Origin of the sequence: Bacteroides clarus YIT 12056 (assembly GCF_900129655.1) — a bacterium.
In the GTDB taxonomy this organism is placed as follows: Bacteria; Bacteroidota; Bacteroidia; order Bacteroidales; family Bacteroidaceae; genus Bacteroides; species Bacteroides clarus.
In genome coordinates this window covers 251035-275482 of record NZ_FQWK01000002.1, presented here as the reverse complement: position 1 = coordinate 275482, position 24448 = coordinate 251035, and the positions used below count along the sequence as shown (strand labels likewise).

18 protein-coding genes and 1 pseudogene are annotated in these 24448 nt (G+C 45.5%); 5 read left to right on the top strand and 14 right to left on the bottom strand.

Translation table 11 applies throughout. From position 1 onward, the window contains the following. Entirely contained in the window at window positions 1–825 is an 825-nt protein-coding gene (locus BUB52_RS03210; protein WP_009122543.1) for a glycogen/starch synthase, read from the bottom strand. 245 nt (window positions 826–1070) lie between these two features. On the opposite strand from BUB52_RS03210, the gene panC reads away from it, so the two are divergent. Then, window positions 1071–1916 carry a pantoate--beta-alanine ligase gene (panC, locus tag BUB52_RS03205; RefSeq protein WP_009122542.1) on the top strand — a complete coding sequence of 282 codons (846 nt, stop codon included), beginning with the start codon at window positions 1071–1073 and terminating at the stop codon, window positions 1914–1916. Between the two features lie 22 nt (window positions 1917–1938). After that, window positions 1939–2292: an aspartate 1-decarboxylase gene (panD, locus tag BUB52_RS03200; RefSeq protein ID WP_009122541.1), complete on the top strand. Its 354-nt coding sequence runs from the start codon at window positions 1939–1941 to the stop codon at window positions 2290–2292. Window positions 2293–2367: 75 nt separating this feature from the next. Here the strand turns inward: panD and BUB52_RS03195 are convergent, their stop codons facing one another. The 13 genes and pseudogenes from BUB52_RS03195 to miaA all read right to left on the bottom strand — a co-directional run bounded on the left by BUB52_RS03195 (window position 2368) and on the right by miaA (window position 17797). After that, window positions 2368–4674, bottom strand: a complete 2307-nt coding sequence (locus tag BUB52_RS03195) for a bifunctional dihydroorotate dehydrogenase B NAD binding subunit/NADPH-dependent glutamate synthase (protein WP_009122540.1) — start codon at window positions 4672–4674, stop codon at window positions 2368–2370. 483 nt (window positions 4675–5157) lie between these two features. Continuing rightward, complete coding sequence (tnpA, locus tag BUB52_RS03190; protein WP_009122538.1) at window positions 5158–5610, bottom strand: IS200/IS605 family transposase; 453 nt, start codon at window positions 5608–5610, stop codon at window positions 5158–5160. 440 nt (window positions 5611–6050) lie between these two features. Next, window positions 6051–7325, bottom strand: coding sequence for a serine--tRNA ligase (serS, locus tag BUB52_RS03185; RefSeq protein WP_009122537.1), 1275 nt, complete (start codon window positions 7323–7325; stop codon window positions 6051–6053). Between the two features lie 159 nt (window positions 7326–7484). After that, window positions 7485–7754 carry a 50S ribosomal protein L27 gene (gene rpmA, locus BUB52_RS03180; RefSeq protein WP_009122536.1) on the bottom strand — a complete coding sequence of 90 codons (270 nt, stop codon included), beginning with the start codon at window positions 7752–7754 and terminating at the stop codon, window positions 7485–7487. A 22-nt stretch (window positions 7755–7776) separates the two neighbouring features. Then, window positions 7777–8094: a 50S ribosomal protein L21 gene (gene rplU, locus BUB52_RS03175; protein ID WP_009122535.1), complete on the bottom strand. Its 318-nt coding sequence runs from the start codon at window positions 8092–8094 to the stop codon at window positions 7777–7779. Window positions 8095–8498: 404 nt separating this feature from the next. Then, window positions 8499–9206, bottom strand: a pseudogene (locus BUB52_RS03170) (HAD family hydrolase); the annotation flags it as partial. Window positions 9207–9267: 61 nt separating this feature from the next. After that, complete coding sequence (locus BUB52_RS03165) at window positions 9268–9780, bottom strand: C40 family peptidase (protein ID WP_009122532.1); 513 nt, start codon at window positions 9778–9780, stop codon at window positions 9268–9270. A gap of 2 nt (window positions 9781–9782) precedes the next feature. Further along, entirely contained in the window at window positions 9783–10541 is a 759-nt protein-coding gene (locus BUB52_RS03160; RefSeq protein WP_039950934.1) for an ABC transporter ATP-binding protein, read from the bottom strand. A 25-nt stretch (window positions 10542–10566) separates the two neighbouring features. Further along, window positions 10567–12054 (bottom strand): DUF5687 family protein, encoded by a 1488-nt coding sequence (locus tag BUB52_RS03155; protein ID WP_009122530.1) that lies wholly within the window; start codon window positions 12052–12054, stop codon window positions 10567–10569. 78 nt (window positions 12055–12132) lie between these two features. After that, window positions 12133–14952 (bottom strand): M16 family metallopeptidase, encoded by a 2820-nt coding sequence (locus tag BUB52_RS03150; RefSeq protein WP_039951007.1) that lies wholly within the window; start codon window positions 14950–14952, stop codon window positions 12133–12135. 75 nt (window positions 14953–15027) lie between these two features. Next, window positions 15028–15828 (bottom strand): 3-deoxy-8-phosphooctulonate synthase, encoded by an 801-nt coding sequence (gene kdsA / locus BUB52_RS03145; protein ID WP_009122528.1) that lies wholly within the window; start codon window positions 15826–15828, stop codon window positions 15028–15030. Between the two features lie 52 nt (window positions 15829–15880). After that, window positions 15881–16807 (bottom strand): diacylglycerol/lipid kinase family protein, encoded by a 927-nt coding sequence (locus BUB52_RS03140; RefSeq protein ID WP_009122527.1) that lies wholly within the window; start codon window positions 16805–16807, stop codon window positions 15881–15883. 69 nt (window positions 16808–16876) lie between these two features. Continuing rightward, window positions 16877–17797, bottom strand: a complete 921-nt coding sequence (gene miaA / locus BUB52_RS03135; RefSeq protein WP_009122526.1) for a tRNA (adenosine(37)-N6)-dimethylallyltransferase MiaA — start codon at window positions 17795–17797, stop codon at window positions 16877–16879. 407 nt (window positions 17798–18204) lie between these two features. Here miaA and BUB52_RS03125 point away from each other — a divergent pair, with 407 nt between their 5' ends. The 3 genes from BUB52_RS03125 (at window position 18205) to BUB52_RS03115 (ending at window position 24443) form a co-directional block, all read left to right on the top strand. Continuing rightward, complete coding sequence (locus tag BUB52_RS03125; RefSeq protein ID WP_009122525.1) at window positions 18205–20064, top strand: SLC13 family permease; 1860 nt, start codon at window positions 18205–18207, stop codon at window positions 20062–20064. Between the two features lie 226 nt (window positions 20065–20290). Further along, window positions 20291–23044 (top strand): heparinase II/III domain-containing protein, encoded by a 2754-nt coding sequence (locus BUB52_RS03120; protein ID WP_009122524.1) that lies wholly within the window; start codon window positions 20291–20293, stop codon window positions 23042–23044. A 13-nt stretch (window positions 23045–23057) separates the two neighbouring features. Further along, on the top strand, window positions 23058–24443 hold the full coding sequence (locus tag BUB52_RS03115) for a glycosyl hydrolase family 28 protein (RefSeq protein ID WP_009122523.1): 1386 nt from the start codon (window positions 23058–23060) through the stop codon (window positions 24441–24443). The last annotated feature ends 5 nt before the right edge of the window (window positions 24444–24448 follow it).

Sequence of the window (24448 nt, the reverse complement as noted above, 5' to 3'; positions counted from 1 at the left end):
TTATTCTTGTTCTACTCCCCAAACCCGGTCGTAGAAGTCGTTGCAGGCATCCGCGAAGTTTTCGGGAGATTGATAGCCTAAGATAGGCTTACCGATTTGACGGGCATACTCCATGACTTCCTCATTCACGTGTTCGCTTTGCTGGATAACACCGTCGGAATAGTCTACCGCTAATTTGCAGAGAGCCGTATAATCAATCGGTTCTTTCAAATCGGCGATATCTTTCTTACTGATGCCCTTCAATAGGAGCTTGCTGGCAAAATCGGGATGGAACGGCTCTTTAAAGTCATTGTCATACAGTGAAAAGACAACTTTTGCATCTCTGAACGATGGTTCGTCTTTATACGCTTTCTTGATATACAGCGGCGCCAATGCGGTCATCCAGCCATGACAGTGAATGACGTCCGGACACCAGCGTAATTTCTTAACCGTTTCCAGTACGCCGCGGGCATAGAAAATAGCGCGTGCGTCGTTGTCTTCATACTCAACGCCGTTCTCATCAACCACTTGCAAGCGGTTCTGGAAGTAATCGTCGTTGTCGATGAAGTAAACTTGCATGCGGGCAGACTGTATGGAAGCCACTTTAATGATAAGCGGATGGTCGGTATCGTCGATGATAAGGTTCATACCGGAGAGACGTATCACTTCGTGCAACTGGTTCCTGCGCTCATTGATGTTTCCCCATTTGGGCATAAACGTTCTGATTTCTCTGCCTTTTTCTTGGATTGCTTGCGGCAGGTTTCTGCCAACAAGGGACATCTCGGATTCTGAAACGTAAGGGGTAATTTCTTGTGTTATAAATAAAACCTTGTTCGCCTTTGTCATAATAACAATGTTCTCAATTATTCTGCAAAGATATAAAAAAAATCGGGCAATAAAGCAAGACGAGCTCGTCTATAATTCCTTATGAATTGTTAAGCGGTTGTGTATCAGTGATAAATGCGTCTACTGACATCTCTTGGTACAGGGTAACTTTTGCATTAATTTACGATATTTCTTCTTTATATGGTAAATAATAGCTTATTTTGCACCGTTTTTGCGAACAACCAAGTTATTATATAACCGAAAAAATGGAAATAGTACATACTATCAAGGACTTGCAGGCCGGACTTTCGGCTATGAGAGCCCAAGGTAAGAAGGTGGGTCTGGTACCTACGATGGGAGCCTTGCATGCCGGTCATGCTTCATTGGTAAAACGTTGTGTGGCGGAGAATGATGCCGCTGTGGTAAGTGTTTTTGTAAATCCTACTCAGTTTAATGACCGGAATGATTTAATCAAATATCCCCGTACGCCGGAGGCCGATTGTCGTTTGCTGAAAGAATGCGGGGCGGCGTTTGTCTTTGCTCCGGCGGTGGAAGAGATGTATCCGGAACCGGATACCCGCAGGTTCAGCTACGCGCCTTTGGATACGGTAATGGAGGGAGCTTTCCGCCCGGGACACTTCAACGGTGTATGCCAGATTGTGAGCAAGTTGTTTGATGCGGTGCAGCCGGACCGCGCTTATTTCGGTGAAAAGGATTTTCAGCAATTGGCTATAATCCGTGAAATGGTGCGTCAGATGAGTTATCCGCTGGAGATTGTGGGTTGTCCTATCGTACGTGAGGAAGATGGCTTGGCTCTGAGCAGCCGTAATGCCCGTTTGTCCGCCGAAGAACGTAAAAATGCCTTGAAAATTTCGCAGACTTTATTTGAAAGTCGTACCTTTGCGGCCTCGCATACGGTTGCCGAGACACGGAAGTTTGTGGAAGATGCCATTGCGGCCGCTCCCGGCTTGCGTCTGGAATACTTTGAGCTGGTGGACGGCAATACGTTGCAGAAGATTGCCGATTGGGAAGACACTGCGTATGCCGTAGGCTGCATTACGGTATTCTGCGGAGAAGTCCGTCTGATTGACAATATCAAGTATAAGGAGTAATAAACATAAAAAAGCCAATCTTATGATGATTGAAGTGTTGAAGTCGAAAATCCATTGCGCCCGCGTCACGGAGGCTAATCTCAACTACATGGGAAGCATTACGATTGACGAGGACTTGATGGATGCCGCTAACATGATTGCCGGCGAAAAGGTTTATATTGCCGACAATAATAACGGTGAACGTTTTGAAACTTATATCATTAAAGGCGAGCGCGGTTCGGGTAAAATCTGTTTGAACGGCGCGGCGGCCCGTAGGGTTCAACCGGATGACATTGTTATTATCATGTCGTATGCATTGATGGACTTTGAAGAAGCCAAGACGTTTAAGCCGACGGTGATTTTTCCCGATCCGGCGACAAATAAGGTGGTGAAGTAGTCCTTTATCAGATAGAAAGAAAAAGTCCCGTTTGCCGAATGGCGAACGGGACTTTCTTTTTATGGTGAAGTAACTTTAGTGCTTCAACTGCTCATTCATGGCTGCGGCGGCTTTTCGGCCGTCACCCATGGCGAGGATTACGGTAGCGCCACCACGAACGATGTCGCCGCCGGCATAAATGGTCGGGATGGACGACTGCATACTGTCGTTTACGGCAATTGTTCCTTTACGTCCCAATTCGAGCCCTTTGATAGAGCTGGGAACGATAGGGTTCGGGGATACGCCTACGCTGACGATGGCAAGGTCTATGTCAATCGTTTCGGTGGCTCCCGGAATGGGCACAGGACTGCGGCGTCCGGATGCGTCGGGTTCGCCCAATTCCATTTTTTGGAGAACTACCTGTTTTACTTTTCCTTGTTCATCGGCAATGTATTCTATCGGGTTGTGGAGTGTCAGGAATTCTACTCCTTCTTCTTTGGCATGTTTCACTTCCTCAATGCGTGCGGGCATCTCTTCTTCCGAACGGCGGTAGATAATCATGGCACGTTCGGCACCCAGGCGACGGGCCGTGCGGACGGAGTCCATGGCCGTGTTGCCGCCGCCGATGACGGCTACGCATTTGCCGAAAGGCACAGGTGTGTCGGAATCCTCGCTGGCAGCGTCCATAAGATTGACACGTGTCAGGTATTCGTTGGACGACAGAATGTTGATGGAATTTTCACCGGGGATATTCATGAAGTTCGGCAGTCCGGCGCCGGAAGCGACGAATATGCCTTTGAAATCTTCTTCTTCCAGTTGCTCCACGCTTAATGTCTTACCGATGATGCAGTCCTTGATGAACTTTACACCCATTTGGGCAAGGTTCTCGATTTCGACATCCACTACCTTGTTGGGCAGACGGAATTCGGGAATACCGTATTTCAGTACACCGCCGATTTCGTGCAGTGCTTCAAATACGGTAACGTCGTAGCCGTATTTCGCCATATCCCCTGCAAAAGACAGGCCGGCAGGACCCGAACCGATTACGGCAATCTTGATGCCGTTCTTTTCTTTGATTTCCGGTACGGAGATTTGTCCGCTTTCACGTTCATAATCTGCAGCGAAGCGTTCCAGATAGCCGATGGCAACCGGCTTTTCGTTCATCTTTAAGTGGATACATTTGGACTCGCATTGCTTTTCCTGCGGACATACGCGACCGCAAACAGCGGGCAATGCGCTGGTTTCTTTCAGTGTCTTGGCGGCTTCCAGAAACTCGCCGCGTTCTATATTCTTGATGAAACGGGGGATATCTATACCCACGGGACATCCCTCGGTACAGCCCGGATTGGCACAGTCCAGACAGCGTTTGGCTTCTGTTAAGGCCTGTTTCTCGGTCAATCCCCGGTTTACTTCTTCCTTACGGCTGTGTGAGCGGTATTCGGCGTCCAACTCGTTCATTTCCACGCGGGGAATGGCGGTACGCTCTTTTGCTTTCATGGATTTGCGCAGCTCTTGACGCCAAGCGGCATTACGGCTTTTTTCGTCCTCTTCCGGGGTGTTTTCTCCGGTTGCCTGACAAGTTTGCGGTTCTTCCAGCTTATGCATTTCTTCGCGTTCGATGTTTTTGAATGCGCCCATACGCTTCAGCATTTCATCGAAATCTACCTGATGGCCGTCAAATTCCGGTCCGTCTACGCATACGAATTTGGTTTTACCGCCGATAGTGATGCGACAGGCGCCGCACATTCCTGTTCCGTCTACCATGATGGTATTCAGGGATACATCGGTAGGTATCTCGTATTTCTTCGTCAGCAAACAAACGAATTTCATCATAATGGCCGGACCGATGCAGAAGCATTTGTCTACTTTCTCGCGGTTGATGACGCTTTCCACGCCTTCCGTAACCAGCCCCTTATTGCCGTACGAGCCGTCGTCTGTCATGATAATGACTTCATCGGAACTTTCCCGCATCTCTTTTTCGAGGATAATCAGCTCTTTGGTACGGCCTGCCAATACTGTAATCACACGGTTACCGGCAGCTTTCAATGCCTGTACGATAGGAAGCATCGGAGCTACGCCCACACCGCCACCGGCGCAAACAACAGTTCCGAAGTTCTCGATATGGGTGGCTTGTCCCAACGGACCAACAACATCGGTTATATAATCACCCTCGTTCAGCTCGCACAAACGGGTAGATGAGAGACCTACCTCTTGTACAACCAAAGTGATAGTTCCTTTTACAGGATCGGCGGAGGCGATGGTCAGCGGCATACGCTCGCCTTTTTCGCCTACACGTACTATTACAAAGTGTCCTGCCTTGCGTGATTTAGCAATTAACGGTGCTTCGATTACTAACTTGAAGACCTTTTCTGAGAAATGTTCTTTGCTAATGATTTTATTCATTATCTTATAATTTTGTTGGTATAATTACGTAATCTCTTTCAGAATGATAGATTTTGCAAAGATACGGGTTATTTATTAATAACAAAGAATGTATAGGGAAAAAAGAGTGCGGTGGGAGTGGATAAGGCGATTTTGAAGATAGAGAATAGTTTTCTGGGAGAGGGGTGCTTGGGGGAGTAAAGTTGTTTTGGGAGAGAATAGCTATTTTGAAATAAGGTTACTTATTTGCTTAAAGGTTTTATTGGCCTGAAAAATATTATTGGCTTGAAGAATCTTAATTTGCTTAAGAGCTTTTATTTGCTTAAAGATTTTTATTTGCTTGAATAATCTTATTTGATTAAAAACTTTTATTTGCCTAAAGAAGCTTATTTGCTTGAAGAATCACTTTTATACAGGAAGGCTGGAAGCCTTCTATCTTATAGCCCGGGGTATCACCCCGGGGGAGTATATATTTCTCTTTTGCGCCCTGAAAGGGCATAAGAATCAACTCCACAAATATTCTTCTTTATATTCAATTTTATAATTTTTTAGGAACTCCACTAATTCTTCTTTAAAACTTTTCTTTGTATGATGCTCTTTCTGGTTTTGGATATAATTGGTGACGGTATCCACTTTTGATTGGCTGACTGAAAATGCGGCATAACCGTTTTGCCATGCAAAGTTGGGATGTTGGGGGTAGGCGCGTTTTATCCATTTGGAGGAGCTTCTTTTGATTTCTTGTAACAGCATGGCGGTAGAAACGGTGCTTGTCAATTCACAAAGAATATGTATGTGGTTGGCGGTACCGCCTATGATAATGCTTTTACATAGGTTTTGATTGATGATTCCTCCTATATAAGAGTGTATTTCATTCAGATTTTTTTCGGGTAATAAGTCTTCGCGATTTTTGGTGGAGAAGATGATATGTATGTAGATTTTGTTTAAGGATTGTGACATGATGTGGGGTTTTGCCCTTTCAGGGCGTAAATAGAAAATAGGGGGGATGATTTGATAATTACCCCAGGGTGTTACCCTGGGCTGTAAGATATAAGGCTTTCAGCCTTCAGTTCTGTATTTCAGCTTTTCAGTTCAGTGTTTTCAGTCTTCAGTTCTGCACCTCAGCCTTCAGTTCTGTATTTCAGCCTTCAGTTCTGTATTTCAGCTTTCAGCCCAGTATTTTCAGTCTTCAGTTCTGCATCTCAACCTTTAATTCTGCGTTTCAACCTTCAGTCTGGTATTCTTAGCTTTTAACGTCATGGCTTTTTGTTCTAATTTTCATGACTTTTATCCTTATTGCTTTACCAGTCTTAGTTTTTGTATAAAAAAGGTGCGTCAGAATATGAAATTCCTATATTCTGACGCACCTTTTATTATTTTGAATTTGAAATGACGCTTCTTCAGTCAATCATTTCGAATCCTGTATACGGAACCAACGCTTTCGGAATACGGATACCTTCCGGAGTCTGGTTATTTTCCAATAAAGCTGCTACGATACGCGGCAGTGCCAGTGCGGAACCATTCAAGGTGTGGCAAAGCTCTGTCTTCTTTTCTGCCGTACGGTAACGGCATTTCAGTCGGTTGGCCTGGTAAGTATCGAAGTTGGATACCGAACTTACTTCCAGCCAGCGTTTCTGTGCTTCGGAATATACCTCGAAGTCGAAGCAAAGGGCGGCGGTAAAGCTCATGTCGCCACCGCACAGACGCAGGATACGATAGGGTAATTCCAATTTCTGAAGCAATCCTTCCACATGGTTCAGCATTTCCTGATGAGATTCTTTGGAATGTTCCGGCTTGTCGATGCGTACTAATTCTACTTTGGAGAATTCGTGCAGACGGTTCAGGCCGCGTACGTCTTTACCGTATGAACCTGCTTCGCGACGGAAGCATTGTGTATAAGCGCAGTTTTTGATAGGCAACTGCTTCTCGTCGAGGATAACGTCGCGATAAATATTCGTTACGGGAACTTCGGCGGTCGGAATCAAGTACAAATCGTCTACCTCGCAATGATACATCTGACCTTCTTTGTCGGGCAACTGGCCTGTACCGTAACCGGAAGCGGCATTAACCACCGTCGGAGGCATTATCTCGGTATAGCCGGATTTGCGTGCTTCGTCCAGGAAGAAGTTGATAAGCGCGCGTTGAAGTTGTGCGCCTTTGCCTTTGTACACGGGAAAACCTGCGCCTGTAATCTTAACGCCCAGGTCAAAGTCTATCAGGTCGTACTTCTTGGCCAATTCCCAATGGGGGAGCGCGTCTTTGGGAAGTTCGGTCTCCATGCCGCCCATTTTCTCTACCACGTTGTCGTCGGCGCCTACGCCTTCGGGTACGCTGTCGTAAGGAATATTGGGGATTGTATACAGTAAATTCTGTAAATCGGTTGCAGCCTGATCCATTTCTTCCTGCAACGCTTTGTTGGCTTCTTTCAATTCGGCTACGCGGCTTTTTGCGGCTTCCGCTTCATCTTTCTTACCCTCTTTCATTAACAGTCCGATAGACTTGGAAAGGGAGTTTACTTCCGACAGGTTCTTATCTAAGATTGTTTGGGTATTGCGTCGTTTGTCATTGGTTTCCAGCACTTGCCCGATGGTTTCTTGGGCGTTTTTGAAGTGCTTTTTCTCCAGTCCACGGATTACCGCGTCGGTGTTGTCTGTAATTTGTTTAATGGTAAGCATATCTTATACTTGTTTTTATGATACTCGGGATTTGCGAGGGCAAAGATAGTGCAAATCAAAAGTAATACAAAAAAGAAACTTGCTTATTTTTAAGTATAAAAAGAAAGGGATGCAATCAATCGGATTGCATCCCTTCGCTTTATTTTTTTGTCCGGAAACTTATGCTTCTGCGCTTTCAGCGGGAATAACAGAAACAGAACGTCTGTCTGCTCTACCTACTTTGAACTGTACAGTTCCGTCTACCAAAGCGAAAAGAGTGTGGTCTTTACCCATACCGATGTTTTCACCCGGATGGAATTCAGTACCTCTTTGACGAACGATGATGTTACCTGCCTTGCAAGCTTCGCCACCAAATATCTTAACGCCTAATCTCTTACTCTGTGATTCGCGGCCGTTCTTAGAACTACCGACACCTTTTTTATGTGCCATTTCTTCTTACTTTTTTAATTGATTAAGCTACTACTTCCTTAATTGTTAACTCTGTGAATTGTTGACGGTGACCGTTCAGTTTGCGATAACCTTTTCTTCTTTTCTTGTGGAAAACAAGAACTTTGTCGCCTTTTACCAGACCTGAAACAACTTCGCAAACTACTTTTGCGCCTTCTACGGTAGGAGCACCTACAGTGATGTTACCGTCTTTGTCTACCAAAAGAACTTTCTCAAATTCTACCGTTGCACCGGCTTCTGCATTTTGCATGTGGTGTACAAACAGCTTTTTGCCAGCTTCTGCTTTGAATTGCTGACCGTTGATTTCTACAATTGCGTACATTTCTTATATATAATGTATAAGTTAGCTCCGTCGGGTGGTCTCTAATCACTTAGAAAGCACTTAATTAAACCCGGTGCGGAATAATCGGGCACAAAAGTACCTCTTTTATTTGTAATGGACAAATCTTTCTTTCTCTTTTTTAAGACAATTAATACTTTATAAGTAAGGCCATAAGAATTGATTCCTATCAAGAGCATCTGTCATTCGGAGCGTGGCGCTAAGCGGCGGAGATACGACTGTTTATTCGTTCCATCATGGTGAACATTTTGTTCCGCTGTGAGGGAAGTTTTGTTCCACCATGGTGGAACAAAACTTTCTCCATAGTGGAACGATTTAATTATAGCAAGGAAATTCCTTGAACGTCATACCAAGGTGAGAAAGCAAATGAGGGCGGCGAATGCGGCGAAAAGTACTAACAGAAGTACGATACGGCGTACACCTATATTCTTCGGCGATGCGGCGGGTAATGGTTCCCGTTCCAATAATTCTTCCAGACTGCTCATTATTTTCTTGTGCGGGTATTGCCGCAGTTCTTCGGCGGTAGTCATGCCATGCGTGATACCTGCAAAATCCACTCCTGCCTTTTGTGCGGTTTCTGCGTCTACCGTACTGTCACCGATGTATAATGTCTCGGCTTTGGTAGCATGGAGTTGCTTGATGGCAAGCAACAAACCTTCCGGAGACGGCTTAGGGGTTTTTACATCTTCTCCGCCGATAATGATGTCCAGAAAATCATCGGGAAAGTGCTGATTCAGTAATTCCTTGATGCGGTAACGAAATTTGGTGGAGATGATTCCGATACGGGCTCCGGAATCTTTTAACGCCATCAGCACGGATTTGGTTTCGAGGAAAAGCACCGTATTGACAGTCATATGTGTATCTGCCTCTTTTACATATTCCTTTTTGAATTCTGCAAGCTGCTGAGGGTCGGTTACACCGGAAAGAATGGAAAAAGAATCTTCCAAAGTCTTGCCGATAGTACGCTTGATGTCGTCGTCAGTGGGGTGAATGTAGCCGTGACGGTTCAGTACATTGCGGAAACAGGTAACGATGCCGCGTGAGGAATCGGCAAGCGTATAATCGAAGTCGAAGAGGTAGGTTGTATAATTCATATGCCTTTTTGCGGCAAAGTTATGAATAAATTGGCATTTTATATTTGTTTGTTACTCTTTTTCATTTTACTCTTCCGCCGCAAAGCCAGTGTTGCGTGTAATATTTCTCCTTGAGACTGCTCACGATAACTCCTTGGCTGGTACTGGCATGGATGAATTTTCCGTCTTTCAGATAGATGCCTACGTGAGCTACTTTTTTACGGGACGAGCGACTGGTGAAGAATACCAAATCACCTTCACGCAAGTTGCGGCGGGCTATTTTATTGCTTTCTTTTAATTGTCCGTCCGTGCTGCGCGACAGACGCATACGGTAGGTCTTTTTATAAAGCTGGGATACCAAGCCCGAACAATCCGTCCCATGCCTACTGTCGCCACCCGCACGATAGGGAGTGCCTATCCATTCGGCGGCATTGACATACAATTTATGGTTGTCCGTCAGCTCGATATCCATACCCAGACGTACCGAGGCTTGCGCCAGAGCTTTATAATCGAGACGGGGAGCAGAAGTATGGCAGGAACTTAAACAGAACATTAGTCCGAGAAGGACAATTATATAAGAAAAGGATTGCTTCATGTTTATTCTTCTGTCGATATTTCTTCGTCCGTATTATTTTCAACTTCAACGGCTTCTTCTACGCTGACATTGAAATAGGCTTCCAATTCTTTCTCAGCCGAATTGTTTTCGTTTTGTATGTCACGGATAATGACGCCGTGCTCCAACAAGGCGATACGAGGACATACGTCTACCGTATGGTTAAGGTTGTGGCTGGAGATGATGACGGTCGCTCCGTGCTCCTCGTTGTACTTTTTCAGCAGTTGCTTGATGATGGATTGCGAGCTGGGGTCGAGGAAATTGAAAGGTTCGTCCAGTATCAGTAGTTGCGGATGGTGCAACATGGCGGAGATAATGCCTATCTTTTGTTTGTTTCCCGCAGAGAAATTGCGTATGAACTTTTTCTGTCCCATGACCTCGCCGTTCATAAAACGTTCGAAAGGAGCGATGCGTTCATCTACTTCTTCTTTTTTCAGGCCGTACATCTTGCCGATGAAATGGAAATATTCTTCCGGGGTGAGATAGTCTATCAGGAAGCCGTCGTCAATGAAAGCGCCGGTAAAGTTCTTCCAGTCTTCACTTTTGCACACGTCTATATCTTTGATGGTGACATTTCCGCGGTCAGCTCGCAACAAATCCAGTATCAGGCGGAAAAGGGTGGTCTTTCCGGCTCCGTTATTACCTACCAAACCCAACATATCACCTTGATTGATGATGTAATTGTCAATATTTACAGCGGTCTTTTCGCCGAATTTCTTTTGCAAATTATTTATCTGAATCATAACCATAAATCTTAAATAATAAATCTTACTGTCTGCTGTCTCTGAATCCTTCCATGTTTTTGTAGCGCCGCTTCATAAAGCGGTGATATACATTTTTCAGCCAAAAGCGGGAAGTGAGTATGAAGCCCGCGCCGATAACAATCAATATCCAGGCTGTGACTGTGGGGCCGAAAAAGGTTGTCAGCACAAAGTTCATAAGCAGAGGTACGCCGAATGCTGCTCCGGAAATCAGATTTTGCAATCCGGTTCCCATATTCTGGCGATTGGTCATTTTAGCATTCAGGTCTACGGTCTTGTTATTGTAGACGGCCAATTGGAACAGGCAGAAATACACACCGCCGGCAACGAATATAGCCCAGGCAATACAGCTCAGGACGGACAGTTTACCGGTTGCCATAGCCGGTATCATCAAGATTAGAGGTATGAGTATGGCGATGCTGTATAGAATATATTTGGCGCGGAGCAATGTGTAGATGGATTCCTTACGGCTCATCAGGCCATCGATGTAGTTGCCTTCGTAACTCATCAGGCTCGATAAAAACAGAATACCGAAAATCACAAAGTTGTAGACCATGATAAAGTTTTTCATTCCCTGGCCATCGTATGCTTCGGTAAAACTCAGGATACAGGTGAAAGCGACGACTACCAGGAATACCGTGCGCAGAGCTGTCTTGCAGACTTTGTTGCGCAGTAACATTTTCAGTTCCAATCGCATGTATTCGCCGATTTCTCCGTAACGGTCCAGGAATTTGTATTCGGATACGTGTTTGACTTTGGTGTCTTCCACTTTATTGATTTCATTATAAATCAATTTTATCATCAGTCCGCGGTTGATGAGCCATAGTGCCACGATAGCCGCGAATGTTCCGATGAAAGTAAGAAAGTGTCCGAGGATAAATCCTTCTCCCAGGTCGATAGACCAGTCGAACAGCGGGCTGTCATCCGGTATGAACATTCCGGCAGCGATAATCCCGTATACCAGTATAGGCAGGATTATCCACCATACACGCTCGTTCATCAATGTCCGGCATAGCAGGAACCAATAATTGTTGAGTATCATCAATAGCCAGATTCCGATGCTGTAGGTCAGTACCCCTGTTATTCCGTAAAATTTAGTAATGCTGATGATAGCGAACGGAACAAAGAAAAACAGCCATATCAGGTTGAAGCCGTTCAATCCGGAGCGTGTCAGCAGGAAATCGATAAGACGGTTGCGCTTTACCGGTAATAGCAGATAAGGCTTTACTTCCTGAGCGGGTGTTTTCTGAAATGGAAAGCGCATGAGAAAGTCCAGGAGCAATACGAATATCAGTCCGCTGTTCAAGACATGATATGCTTCCGTTGCCCCGTCGCCGAATGCAAAAGCGAAAGTCGTTCCGAAGAATATCAGGTAGCCGGCCCAGAACACTGCCATGAAGTACATCCAGAACTTTCCGAATTTGTTCTTCTCATACATCGGATTCCGTTTGGCAGCCAACTTTCCGTGCTTACGTAATTCAATAAAGAGGCTCATAATGGATGGGTGGTTAATGTATATGAAAAAGGCTGCGCTGCTTCACGAACAACGCAGCCTTTGGGTAAGCTCTATTTTTTATTTCTTTTCGGGACTGATCATTGAAACTGTGATTTGATTCTGCTGCTTCAGGAGCTCATTGGCAAATTGACGGACATCTTTTGCTGTGATGCTGTTGACGATTTGCTCGTAGTCCTTCACCGGGTCGATGCCTGTATACAGATATTCGTCTATGCTGTTCAGCCAGTAGCCGTTTTCTTTCAAATCCTCGTTATGTTTCTTCAGCATATATTCTTTCACTTTGTTCAAGCTGGCTTCATCAGGACCGTTCTTGGCGAAAGCGTCCGCTTCGGCATAGATAATCTTCATCAGTTTTTCCTGCTTTGCGGGGGCTGTGTTGAAGAAGATTTGCAGAACGGCTCTTTCGACAGGGTATTTAACGAGTTGCCCCATAGGATATACACCGTAAGTACCGCCTTCGTCTTCACGTACTTTCTCCGTATAGATTAAGTTGAGAAGCTGGTCGGTCATGCTCATAAGGATGTCGTTGCGGAGATTATATTGGCAGGTGCCGCTATAACAGATGAAGTTGTTTACTTTCGGAGTTTCCTGTTGGCGGATAAACTCGTTTTTGTAGATACCCTTACGCATGGCGATATGGTTGTCCTTGAATGTCTCTTTACGGTTGATGGAGGGTAATGAACCCAGGTAAGACTCAATCAGAGGTTTCACAGTTTCTACATCGACATTACCTACTAAAATAAAGGTAAAGTCGCTGGCATCTTTGAAACGGTCTTGGTACATGGACAGAATCTTGTCATAATCCATCTTGTCTACCATATCGGCTTTCATTCTTAACGTTCTGGGATGCTTCATGTAGAGAGTGGACGTGATGGAGTCGCTAAAAGAGGAACTTGGATTCAGGTCCATATTCTGCAGTTCGGCCTTGCTGCGGTTTTTGTAAGACGCAAAGGCGTCGTTGTCGCGTCTCGGAGCTGTGAAAGTCAGATAGGTGAGTTGCATCATTGTTTCAAAGTCCTTGGGAGAGCAACTGCCGGTTACGGCTTCGGTCTTGTCGCCGATGCCATAATTTACGGAAGCCTTTTTGCCGGCCAGAACTTTTTCCAGTTCAATAGCGCTGAAATTGCCAAGACCGCCTAATGCTACCGCGTCCAGTCCGTTGATATTGATGATTTCCGAGTCGGGGAAGAGTGAACTGCCACCCATACTTACACCTTTCATACGGATTTCGTCGGCTTTGAAATCTGTCTTTTTAATGATAACCTTAACTCCGTTGGACAGTGTCAGCATGGTGGTTCCGAAGATATCGTCTTTCTTTTCAGAAACGATTTTACCGCCTTTCGGGGCTTCTTTCATCAAAGGCTCGTTAGATACTTTGTCTACATACGGAGTAAGCTTCTCTGATTTCACTTCTTTCAGGAGATTCTTGATATCTTCCTCTGTCGGGAGTTTCAAACCCTCTTTCTCAGGACCGAACAAAGCTACTACCTGGTTACTGTCTGTCACCATTTGCTGCATCATCTGGTTCAGGGCGGTTACCGGAATGGCCGGCGCTATCTGGTTGATGATAGTATATTCGTTGGCGATTCCCGGAATAGGCTCGTTATCGAGGAAATGGCGGACGTATTCTTTTACGTAATTCTCATTTTTGCGTTTGTCGCGTTCCTGGAAAGCCGATTCCAACTGGCGCAGATATTCTGCGCGGGCGCGACTGTATTCTGTTTCGGTGAATCCGAATTGGCGGGCACGCTCTATTTCACGGAGGATGGTTGAGATACCGTTCTCAATCGCATCTTCTTTGCAGACTACAATGCCGGTGAAGGCGTCCTTTGTCTTGGCTACGAAGAAATCGTCATCATAAGTCGCGGCATAGATGTAAGGTGGATTGGCGGCCTGGAGCAATTCGTTCAAACGTGCGTTCAGCATATTGGTAATCAAGGTTACCGCGTAGTCCTGCATCAGATAGCCTACGTTATTCTTTTCTTCTCTGGGAGTGGCTTCGTGCTTGTTGAAGATAAAGGTCTGCACGTATGGCTGTTCCTTATCGCGGGCAACCAGCACGATAGGTTCCTTGTTGTCGTTTACAGGATAGTATTCGCGTTTGGCGCCGTTAGGCTGTGCCGGAATATCGGCGAACATCTTTTTGATTTGAGCTTCGACGGCATCTACATCGATGTCACCTACCACTATTACGCCTTGCAGGTCGGGACGATACCATTTCTCATAATAATCCCTTAATGTTTGAGGTTTGAAGTTCATTACGACGTCCATTGTTCCGATAGGGAAGCAGTTGGCGTATTTGGTTCCGGCAAACATAACCGGAAGCATCTTTTCCTGAAAACGCTGCATGGCGCTCATACGGGTACGCCATTCTTCGTTGATAACACCGCGTTCTTTGTCGATTTCTTTCGGGTCCAGAGTCAGGTCGTTGCTCCAGTCATGCAGAATCAGCAGGCAGGAGTCGATAGCCCCCGGAGTGTTGACCGGTACGTTGGAGATATTATAAACCGTTTCGTCTACGGAAGTATATGCGTTCAGGTTTTCACCGAATTTTACGCCGATACGTTCCAGATACTGTTTCAAGGCATCTCCGGGAAAATGGGTCGTTCCGTTGAAACACATGTGCTCGAGGAAGTGGGCAAGACCGCGCTGGTTGTCCTCTTCTTGTATGGAACCTACTTTTTGGGCGATATAAAAGTCTGCCCGGTTGGCGGGAAGACTGTTTTTACGGATGTAATAAGTCAATCCGTTATCCAGCTTGCCGATACGGACATCTTGGTCGACGGGAATGGGCGGTAATTGTTGCGCAAATACCTGTTGGAAGTTACAGCATGCGATGAGTGCAACAATCCATAAGTTACGTAATAAATGTTTCATCATTATTTGATTTTAAAATGTTTTGCCTTATCTGTCGGAGTGATAAATAATAAATCACAAAAGCGTCTTGTTTTTTTATTTAATAGCTTCCCGTATGCGCACCAATTTGGTTAAAAGTCCTTCCAGCAAATCCAACTTCAACATATTGGCGCCATCGCTTTTGGCTACGGCGGGATTCTCGTGTGTCTCGATAAACAGGCCGTCCGCACCCACGGCGATACCGGCTTTCGCTATGGTTTCAATCAGTTGCGGCATGCCGCCTGTGACGCCGCTGGTCTGATTGGGCTGTTGCAGGGAGTGGGTAACATCCAGGATAACGGGGAAACCGAACGTTTGCATTTCCGGTATTCCGCGATAGTCTACTACGAGGTCTTGATAGCCGAACGTTGTTCCGCGTTCTGTAATCATAACGTTCTTATTTCCGGCCTCTACCACCTTGTCTGCCGCAAAACGCATGGCAAGCGGAGAGAGGAACTGTCCTTTCTTTATATTGATGACTTTGCCGGTTTTGGCTGCGGCTACCAGCAGGTCGGTCTGCCTGCAAAGGAAAGCGGGAATTTGCAGGATGTCTACATATTCGGCGGCCATGGCGGCTTCTTCGGCGGCATGGATGTCCGTCACGGTGGGTACTCCGAATGTATCGTGCACTTTCTTTAGGACTTTCAATGCTTTTTCATCGCCTATTCCCATGAATGAGTCCAGACGCGAACGGTTGGCTTTACGGTACGAGCCTTTGAATGCGTAAGGAATCTGTAATTTTTCGGTAATGGCTGCCACGCGTTCGGCGATACGCATTGCCATATCTTCTCCTTCGATAACACAAGGACCTGCTAACAGAAAGAAGTTGCCGGCAGGATTATTTTTCAGTTCAATCATACGTTTTTATGAATTATGGGTTATGGATTGCGAGCTATGAAAAGGTCATATCTCAGTTTGGTATAATCAATGTTATCGCTTCGTGCAACACGCCGATGTCCAATGGAAAATGGCGGTCGAGGATGCGTCCGTCCAAATCGACGGAAGCATTTTGTGCACGTAGTACTTTTATCTTTTGAGTGCGGTAGGGCTTTACTACTTTATGGTTTAGAATCCGTCCTTCCATCAGCATCCATATTCCCGAAAAGAGTTGCAATAATTCGGGACGATAGATAACCGATACGTCCAGCCAGCCATTGTAGGGTACTGCGCTGGGGGCTTGTCCGTATCCCCATGCACTGCCTATACACACCGTCATAATGCGTCCGCGTATATGCTCACCGTTGATTTTAAGGTGCATACGATATAATTTCCGTTCAAAGATTAAGGAGATGAATGCCATAAAATAGGAGAGGAACTTTACGCCCCAGAAGCGTTTGCATTGGTCGGTGATTTTTACAATGCTGGCGCCGAGACCGATGTTGATGGCATTCAGGAAATAGCGGGTCATATGTTTTTCACCGTCATAGTAGTAGCAGGTGCCTACGTCTATTTTGCGGCGGCGATTATTTATGATACAATCTACGGCTTCCTTGTATTCCGAACTCATCTCCCAATATTTGGCAAAGTCATTTCCGATGCCGTTGGGAATAATGCCGATGGCGATATTCTCTTTATCTTCCGCATTGGAAAGCATAATGCCGTTGATCGCGTCGTTCAGTGCGCCGTCACCGCCTACCACGACAATGGTGCGGTAACCGTTGTTGGCAAGTATGCCCGCCAGGCGCTCTACCGAACCGAACCCTTCGGACTGTACGTAGTCATAAGACACGCCTTTGCTATCCATATACGCCTTAATCTCTTTCCACCGTTTCTGCACTTTGCGCGTTCCGGCTTTGGGGTTATAGATTACGCCCCATTTATCGGGTTCTACACTCATATATCCGTTCCTTTCAATCAGTCCAATATTTTCATAATCCGCCGTTAATCGGCGCCGCCGTCAAAGATACTAAATCTCTTTGAGTTTTGACTTTACAAAAGCTATCTTTTCTTCCATAGGCCACCGGGCATCCATCCAATGAATGGTAAAGCCTCGTCTCTCCATTCCCCGGAACCAGGTCATCTGGCGTTTGGCAAACTGATGGATGGCTATTTCCAATTGGCTGAACATTTCGTCGTAGGTCAGTTGGCCGATGACGTAAAGTGTCAGGTATTTGTATTCCAATCCATAGTAGATAAGGTCGTCCGGATGAATGCCTTGGGCTATCAGCCGACGTACTTCGTCTACCATCCCTTCGTCCAATCGTTGGCGCAGGCGACGGGTGATTTTCTCACGCCGAAGCTCCCGGTCTATGTCTACACCGATGATGAGGCTGTTCAGTTGTGGAAACGAACGCTCGTCTACCGGAGTATGAGCATAATATTCTTCGATTTCAATAGCGCGGATGGCGCGTTTCACCGTATCTACATCCGTTGTATTGTGCAGGCTTTTATAGGTTGCCAATACCTCTGTTAGCTCATCCAATGATTTATTCGCCAGACGGTTGCGTAATTCCGGATTCTCGGGTACAGGCAGTAGCTTGTATCCTTTGAGTACGGATTCCAGATACATTCCCGTTCCGCCGCATACAACGGGCAGGCTGCCTTTTTGTTTAATGCTTTCGTAGGCATTCAGGAAATCGTGCTGGTATTCAAATACATTGTATTTATATCCCGGGTCGGCTATATCGATAAGGTGGTAAGGTACTTGCTTTCCGTTCACAATGTAATCGGCCAGGTCTTTACCGGTACCGATATCCATACTTCGGTATATTTGCCGGGAGTCGGCGCTGATGATTTCTGTATTGAGTTCTGCTGCCAATGCGGCGGCAAATGGAGTTTTGCCGGATGCTGTAGGGCCTAATATGGCGATTAAATCATAGTCAGGCATATAAATAAGTATTTATTAATTTGAATACAAAGATAATGTAATTTGCGGGCAGAATAAAAAGAACCGGTTCATTTTATTCCGTGAAGGCACAACTTATTTTTACATTTACGGCTTACATCTGAAAAAGGAAGTAAAAAAAAGAATGCAGCTTCTTAAAAGGTGTTATAAAACATATCTTTTCCCTTGGATAATTTGCAGAAATGCCAAAAGTCCGTACCTTTACAGTGTGTTTTTCATAGTATTAGATTTAAGGTTAACAAAGGTTGGAGTACAGCGGTACTCCTTTTTTTTGCTCTAAACTTTCCTTTTTTTGTCTTATACTGCTTCGGAAAAGGCGTCTTCAACAATCAAACATTGCGGAATGCGTCGTAAATGTGTATATTTGTAGAGTTTTTAAACCTTTATTTATGCTGATAACCCTTATAATTCTTGTTCTTTCCGCCGCTTTCTTTGTAGCCGGTAAAGTCCGTTCGGATATTGTTGCACTTTGTGCATTGATTGGTTTGCTTGTTTTTCAAATTCTGACTCCGGAAGAAGCCCTGTCCGGATTTTCCAATTCGGTTGTGATAATGATGGTGGGACTGTTCGTGGTAGGCGGCGCCATCTTTCAGACGGGCTTGGCAAAGATGATAAGTTCCCGTATATTGAAGCTGGCGGGTAAAAGCGAGTTAAGACTTTTTCTGCTGGTGATGCTGGTAACATCGGCCATAGGCGCTTTTGTCAGTAATACGGGAACGGTGGCCTTGATGCTTCCTATTGTTGTGAGCCTGGCGGTGAGCGCCGGTATGAATCCGGGACGATTGTTGATGCCTTTGGCTTTTGCCAGCAGTATGGGTGGTATGATGACGCTTATCGGTACGCCACCGAACCTTGTTATTCAGAATACGCTGACGGGTGCGGGGTTCGAACCTTTGTCTTTCTTTTCATTCCTGCCCGTCGGTATCGTTTGCGTGATCGTAGGTACATTGGTGCTGCTACCCCTGACCAAGTGGTTTCTTTCTAAAAAAGGAAAAGGTGAGAGCGCATCCTTATCCGGCAAATCCTTGAACCAACTGGTGAAAGAATACGGATTGTCGAATAATCTGTTTCGTTTGCGCGCCATTAATGATTCACGTTTGATAGGGAAAACGGTTATCGAGTTGGATATTCGTCGTAAATATGGGCTGAATATCCTGGAAGTACGCCGTAGCGAGGCTTCACAGCACAAATTCTTGAAAACGATTACCCAGAAACTCGCATCGCCCGATACCACGATATGGGTAGGGGATGTGCTTTACATTACAGGAGACGTCGCAGATGTAAATCGCTTTGCCGGAGATTATTTGTTGGAAATGATTGACGGTCATACCACCGAAGAAGCGGTCAAGGCAGATAACAAACTTGACTTCTATGACATCGGGATAGCGGAGATAGTATTGATGCCTTCCTCTAATATTATCAACCAGACGGTAAAGGAAGCCGGATTTCGTGATAAGTTCAATGTCAACGTATTAGGCATCCGCCGTAAGAAAGAGTATATCTTGCAGGATTTGGGACGCGAGCATATGCATAGCGGCGACGTATTGCTGGTGCAGGGGGCATGGCAAGACATCGCGCGTTTAAGCAAGGAGGATACGGAATGGGTGGTGCTGGGACAACCTTTGGATGAGGCCGCCAAAGTAACGCTGGATTACAAAGCTCCCGTAGCCGCAGCTATCATGGTGTTGATGGTAGTGATGATGGTATTCGATTTTATTCCCGTAGCTCCTGTTACGGCTGTGATGATAGCGGGATTGCTGATGGTATTGACCGGATGTTTCCGTAATGTGGAAGCTGCATATAAAACCATCAATTGGGAAACTATCGTACTTTTTGCAGGTATGTTGCCGATGTCGTTGGCGTTGGAGAAGACCGGCGCTTCGGAATATATATCCAATAGTCTGGTAAGCGGGCTGGGAAGTTACGGACCGATTGTGTTGATGGCAGGCATTTATTTTACCACTTCATTAATGACGATGTTTATCAGCAATACGGTGACAGCCGTTCTTATGGCTCCTATTGCGCTTCAGAGTGCGATACAAATCGGCGTCAGTCCTGTACCTTTCTTATTTGCGGTAACGGTAGCGGCAAGCATGTGTTTCGCTTCTCCCTTCTCTACACCGCCCAATGCGTTGGTGATGCCGGCAGGACAATATACTTTTATGGATTACATAAAGGTGGGACTTCCTTTGCAGATTATTATGGGAGTAGTAATGGTATTTGTACTCCCCTTGCTGTTTCCTTTCTGAAGAAGCGGGATAGAAAAAAGTTTCAACGGTTGGTACCGGAAGTTTACCCCGTTGATATTGTTAGCATTTCTCCAGTTCTTTCCGCGAGAAATATGGAATGTCGCCGAAAGAGTATATGAACCAGCACCGATAATATCATTTTGAGAACGGAAGGATACTAAAAATACCTTGACGGTTGAGTGTGAGAGGCAGGTTATACGTATTCCTTTTCAAAACGAATTAAGAGATGAGAAAAGCTATATTACTTTTACTGTTACCGGCAGTTACGGCATTGCAAGCGCAAATCGATATCCGTACCCTGCAACTTCCCCAATCGCATCCCCGTTATCTGACGAATGCAGATGGGAAGCAGGATACGCGTGATTTAATCGAAAATGAATCATGGGCAAAAGATGTATTCGGTAAGCTGAAAGCAAAGACTGATGCCTATACCCGCCTGACAGAGGCGCAACCGGACTGGCTCTTGTCGCGTCTTGCCATGTACTGGGATTCTCATGCTACCGATGTGTATATAAAAGGTGAAAGTTTCGACCACGCCGGCGGAGCGAAGGCTCCCGTGCCAACGGTGCGCTATACCGGAACACGCGGTACATTCGCTACTCACGGACGTCCCAAGCTGGCAGATATCATTCCATACGATGATGATAAGGACGGTAACGTTACCTTTCATAACAATTCCCTTCCCGGCCGGCCTTTGGAAAAAGTTCATCCCGCCAAAACAGGGCGTAACATCGAAAGTCTGAACCGTGAGATTATGGGAATCGCCCGTGATGCGGCTTTCCTTTACTGGTTGACCGATGAAGAACAATATGCCCGCCTGGCAGCCGGTGTTTTCGATACCTATATGCAAGGTATCTATTATCGCAATGTCCCCGTCGACTTAAATCACGGCCATCAGCAAACATTGGTCGGTATGAGTTCGTTTGAGGTAATCCATGAGGATATACTTTATGATATTGTTCCTCTGTACGATTTCTTACATGGATATCTGGTTGCTTATTATGCCGATAAAATGAATATTTATGCCGGGGCTTTCAAGAAATGGGCGGATAATATCATTGCTAACGGAGTCCCCCATAATAATTGGAATCTGATGCAGGCGCGTTATATAATGGACATCGGTATGATACTTGAAGATGATAATCATTATGCCGACGGTAAAGGACGCGGATACTATATAGATTATGTGCTCAATCAATCCAGCATCCGACAATGGAGCTTGAAAAAACTTGCCGACTACGGATATGACCCTCATACGGGCATTTGGGCGGAATGTCCCGGTTATAGCGGCGTGGTGATGAATGACTATGCCAACTTTACTAATCTTTTTGACCGTAACCTGCATTGCGACTTGACAAAAGAGTTGCCGGTGCTTCCCACAGCCGTTGCGGCTACTCCCCAGTATTTATTTCCCAATCGGATGATATGCGGTTTTGGAGATACCCATCCGGGGTATCTGAAAACCACACCTGTTATTCGGATGATTGAAAACGCCCAGGTTAATGGAAAAAAAGAACAGGAGAGGTATTTTACCGCTCTATTGAAATGTCTTGACCCTGATGCCGGGAAAGCTGCGGCAAAGAAAGATGTGCGCGTATCCATCAATTCCTTCTTTGACGACAAGCCTTTGGAATTGAAAGAAGATGTCCGGGCGGGCAAGATGGAAGACTATGTATCTCCTTTATTTTACGCTCCAAACGTATCGTGGCTGGTACAGCGGAATGGTATGCATCCGCGTAACAGTTTGATGATTTCTCTGAATGCCAGCGAAGGTAATCATATGCATGCCAATGGTATTTCAATGGAGCTTTACGGTAAAGGATATGTGTTAGGTCCTGATGCCGGTATTGGCTTATATCTGTATAGCGGATTGGACTATGCTGAATATTATTCACAGTTTCCCAGCCATAATACGGTATGTGTCGATGGAATCTCCAGCTATCCGGTGATGAAGAGTAATCATTCATTCGATTTGCTGTCCTGTTTTCCTGCATCTTCCGCGGCTACGGCGGTAAAGGAAAAATTTCCTTCCGTAACGTACAGCGATGTTTATTTCCGTGAACCGGAAAGCCGTTCGGACCAGACACGTATGATGAGCATCGTTACCACCGGTCCCGAAACCGGTTACTACGTAGATGTTTTCCGTAGCCGTAAAGAACGTGGCGGAGATAAAATGCACGATTATTTCTATCATAACCTGGGACAGGAAATGACCTTGACCGCTGCAGATGGCACTGATTTGCATCTGCAACCTACCGAAGAGCTTGCCTTTGCCGGCGCGCATCTGTATGCCTATTCTTACTTGTTCGATAAGAAATGTGCCCGGACAGGTAAAGATGTAAAAGCTGTTTTTACAATCAAGATGTCCGATAAGGATGATATCCTGATGAATATGTGGATGAAGGGTGAAAAAGACCGTACGGTGTTTTCTGCTCTCAGCCCTATGACCGAAGGATTGAGCCGTACGCCGGGAATGCCTTATAATATTAAGGAACAACCCACCCTTACCTTTGTAGCCCGTCAGGAAGGTGAAGCATGGAATCGTCCTTTTGTAGCCGTTTATGAACCTTCGACTGTAAAGGAAGCCGAACGGATTTCTTCCGTTACTTTTCCGGAAGTGGAGTGTAAACAGCCGGGCAGCCATGTGGGGATTTGCGTAAAACAGAAAAACGGTCGCATGGACTATATTCTGTCTTCGGATAGCGCTGCATATCTTTGTTCGATGAACAATGGTATGAAAGCCTCTTCTACCTACGCTTTATGGGGCAACCGGCGAGGAGAGGATTGTACTTTCTTTTTAGGGAACGGCACGTTGTTACAAACTCCCGCTATATCAATTAAGGCTGACGCTCCGGTGAATGTGTTGCTCGAGAAAGAATCGAACGGATGGTATTATACGGCTTCCGGCGCTTGTACAATCACCTTGAATGGAAAGACATATAAGATAAAGAAGTGTGTGATGGAGAAAACGAAGCTCTAGAGAAAGATATGCAATGAAACATTTATTATTAGTAGTATTGATAAGTTTCGGCATGGCGGTCCAAGCGCAGTTGAAAACTTATCCGGTAGGATTGCATACGGGTATGCCTCACAATGATGATTATACGGTTCGTGTCCGTATGCTTGGCGGGGAATGGCAGGACGTGTTTGAATATAAAGTGCAGGTCGATTTGGATAAGCCGCAAGATGCTTCCATGGTGCAGTTCGATATGGGAAGCCCTGTGGAAGTTATGGTAAAAAAGAATAACGGTACGGTGCGTGAGGTTTCCATACGCCCTCTGAATAATAATATAGCCTGTCGGCAAGTACAAAACGCCGTCTTTTTCACTTTGGACAAGCCTCAAAATCTTTCAATTGAGTTTAACGGAGACCGTTTGCACAATTTGCATCTTTTTGCCAATCCAATGGAAGAAGAGGTTTACTCGGAGGAAGCAGAAGGCGTTATGTTCTTTGGGCCGGGGATACATCGTCCGAAAGATTTACCTAATAATCAGATACGCATACCAAGCAATACTACGGTCTATTTGGCTCCGGGTACAGTGCTGAAAGCTAAACTGTTGGTTGATAATGCTGAAAATGTGCGTATCATTGGTCGCGGAATATTAGATCATCCTGTCCGCGGTATTGAAATAACCGATGCCAAGAATGTACTGATTGATGGAATTACGGTTGTAAATCCCGAGCACTATACAGTGTTCGGTGGCGGTTCTTCGGAGATAGTTATCCGTAACTTGAAAACTTTTAGTTGCAAAAGCTGGAGTGATGGCATTGACATGATGTGTTGCCGTAAAGTACTTGTTGATAATGCTTTTCTTCGTACGGGGGATGATTGTATTGCGCTCTATAATCATCGCTGGAACTGGTGGGGTGGTTCAAGCGATATTACCGTACGGAATTCCGTGCTGTGGGCGGATGTTGCGCATCCTATCAATATAGGCGGCCATGGCGATCCGGATTCTTTAACGGGCGAGGTGATTGAAAATTTGACGTTTCACAATATTGATATTCTGGAACACGATGAAGATGATCCGCTGTATCAGGGGTGTATGACGGTAGATTGTGGCGACAAGAATTGGGTGCGTAATGTCTTGTTCGAGGATATCCGTGTAGAGAATATTCAGGAAGGCCGTCTTTTCTATGTGAAAGTCCGTTTCAATCCTAAGTACGATAAGCAACCCGGTAACGGTATTGAAGGGATTACGTTCCGTAATATCACTTATACAGGAGTTGGTGAGAACGCTTCTTTGGTGCAAGGGTTGGATAAGAATAGATGTGTGAGAAATGTAGTTTTTGATAGTATTATGATCAATGGTGTGAAAATGAAGCACCTGAAAGGGATTATAAAAAATGAGTTTATAGAAGACATTGAGATTAAGTGATTGGT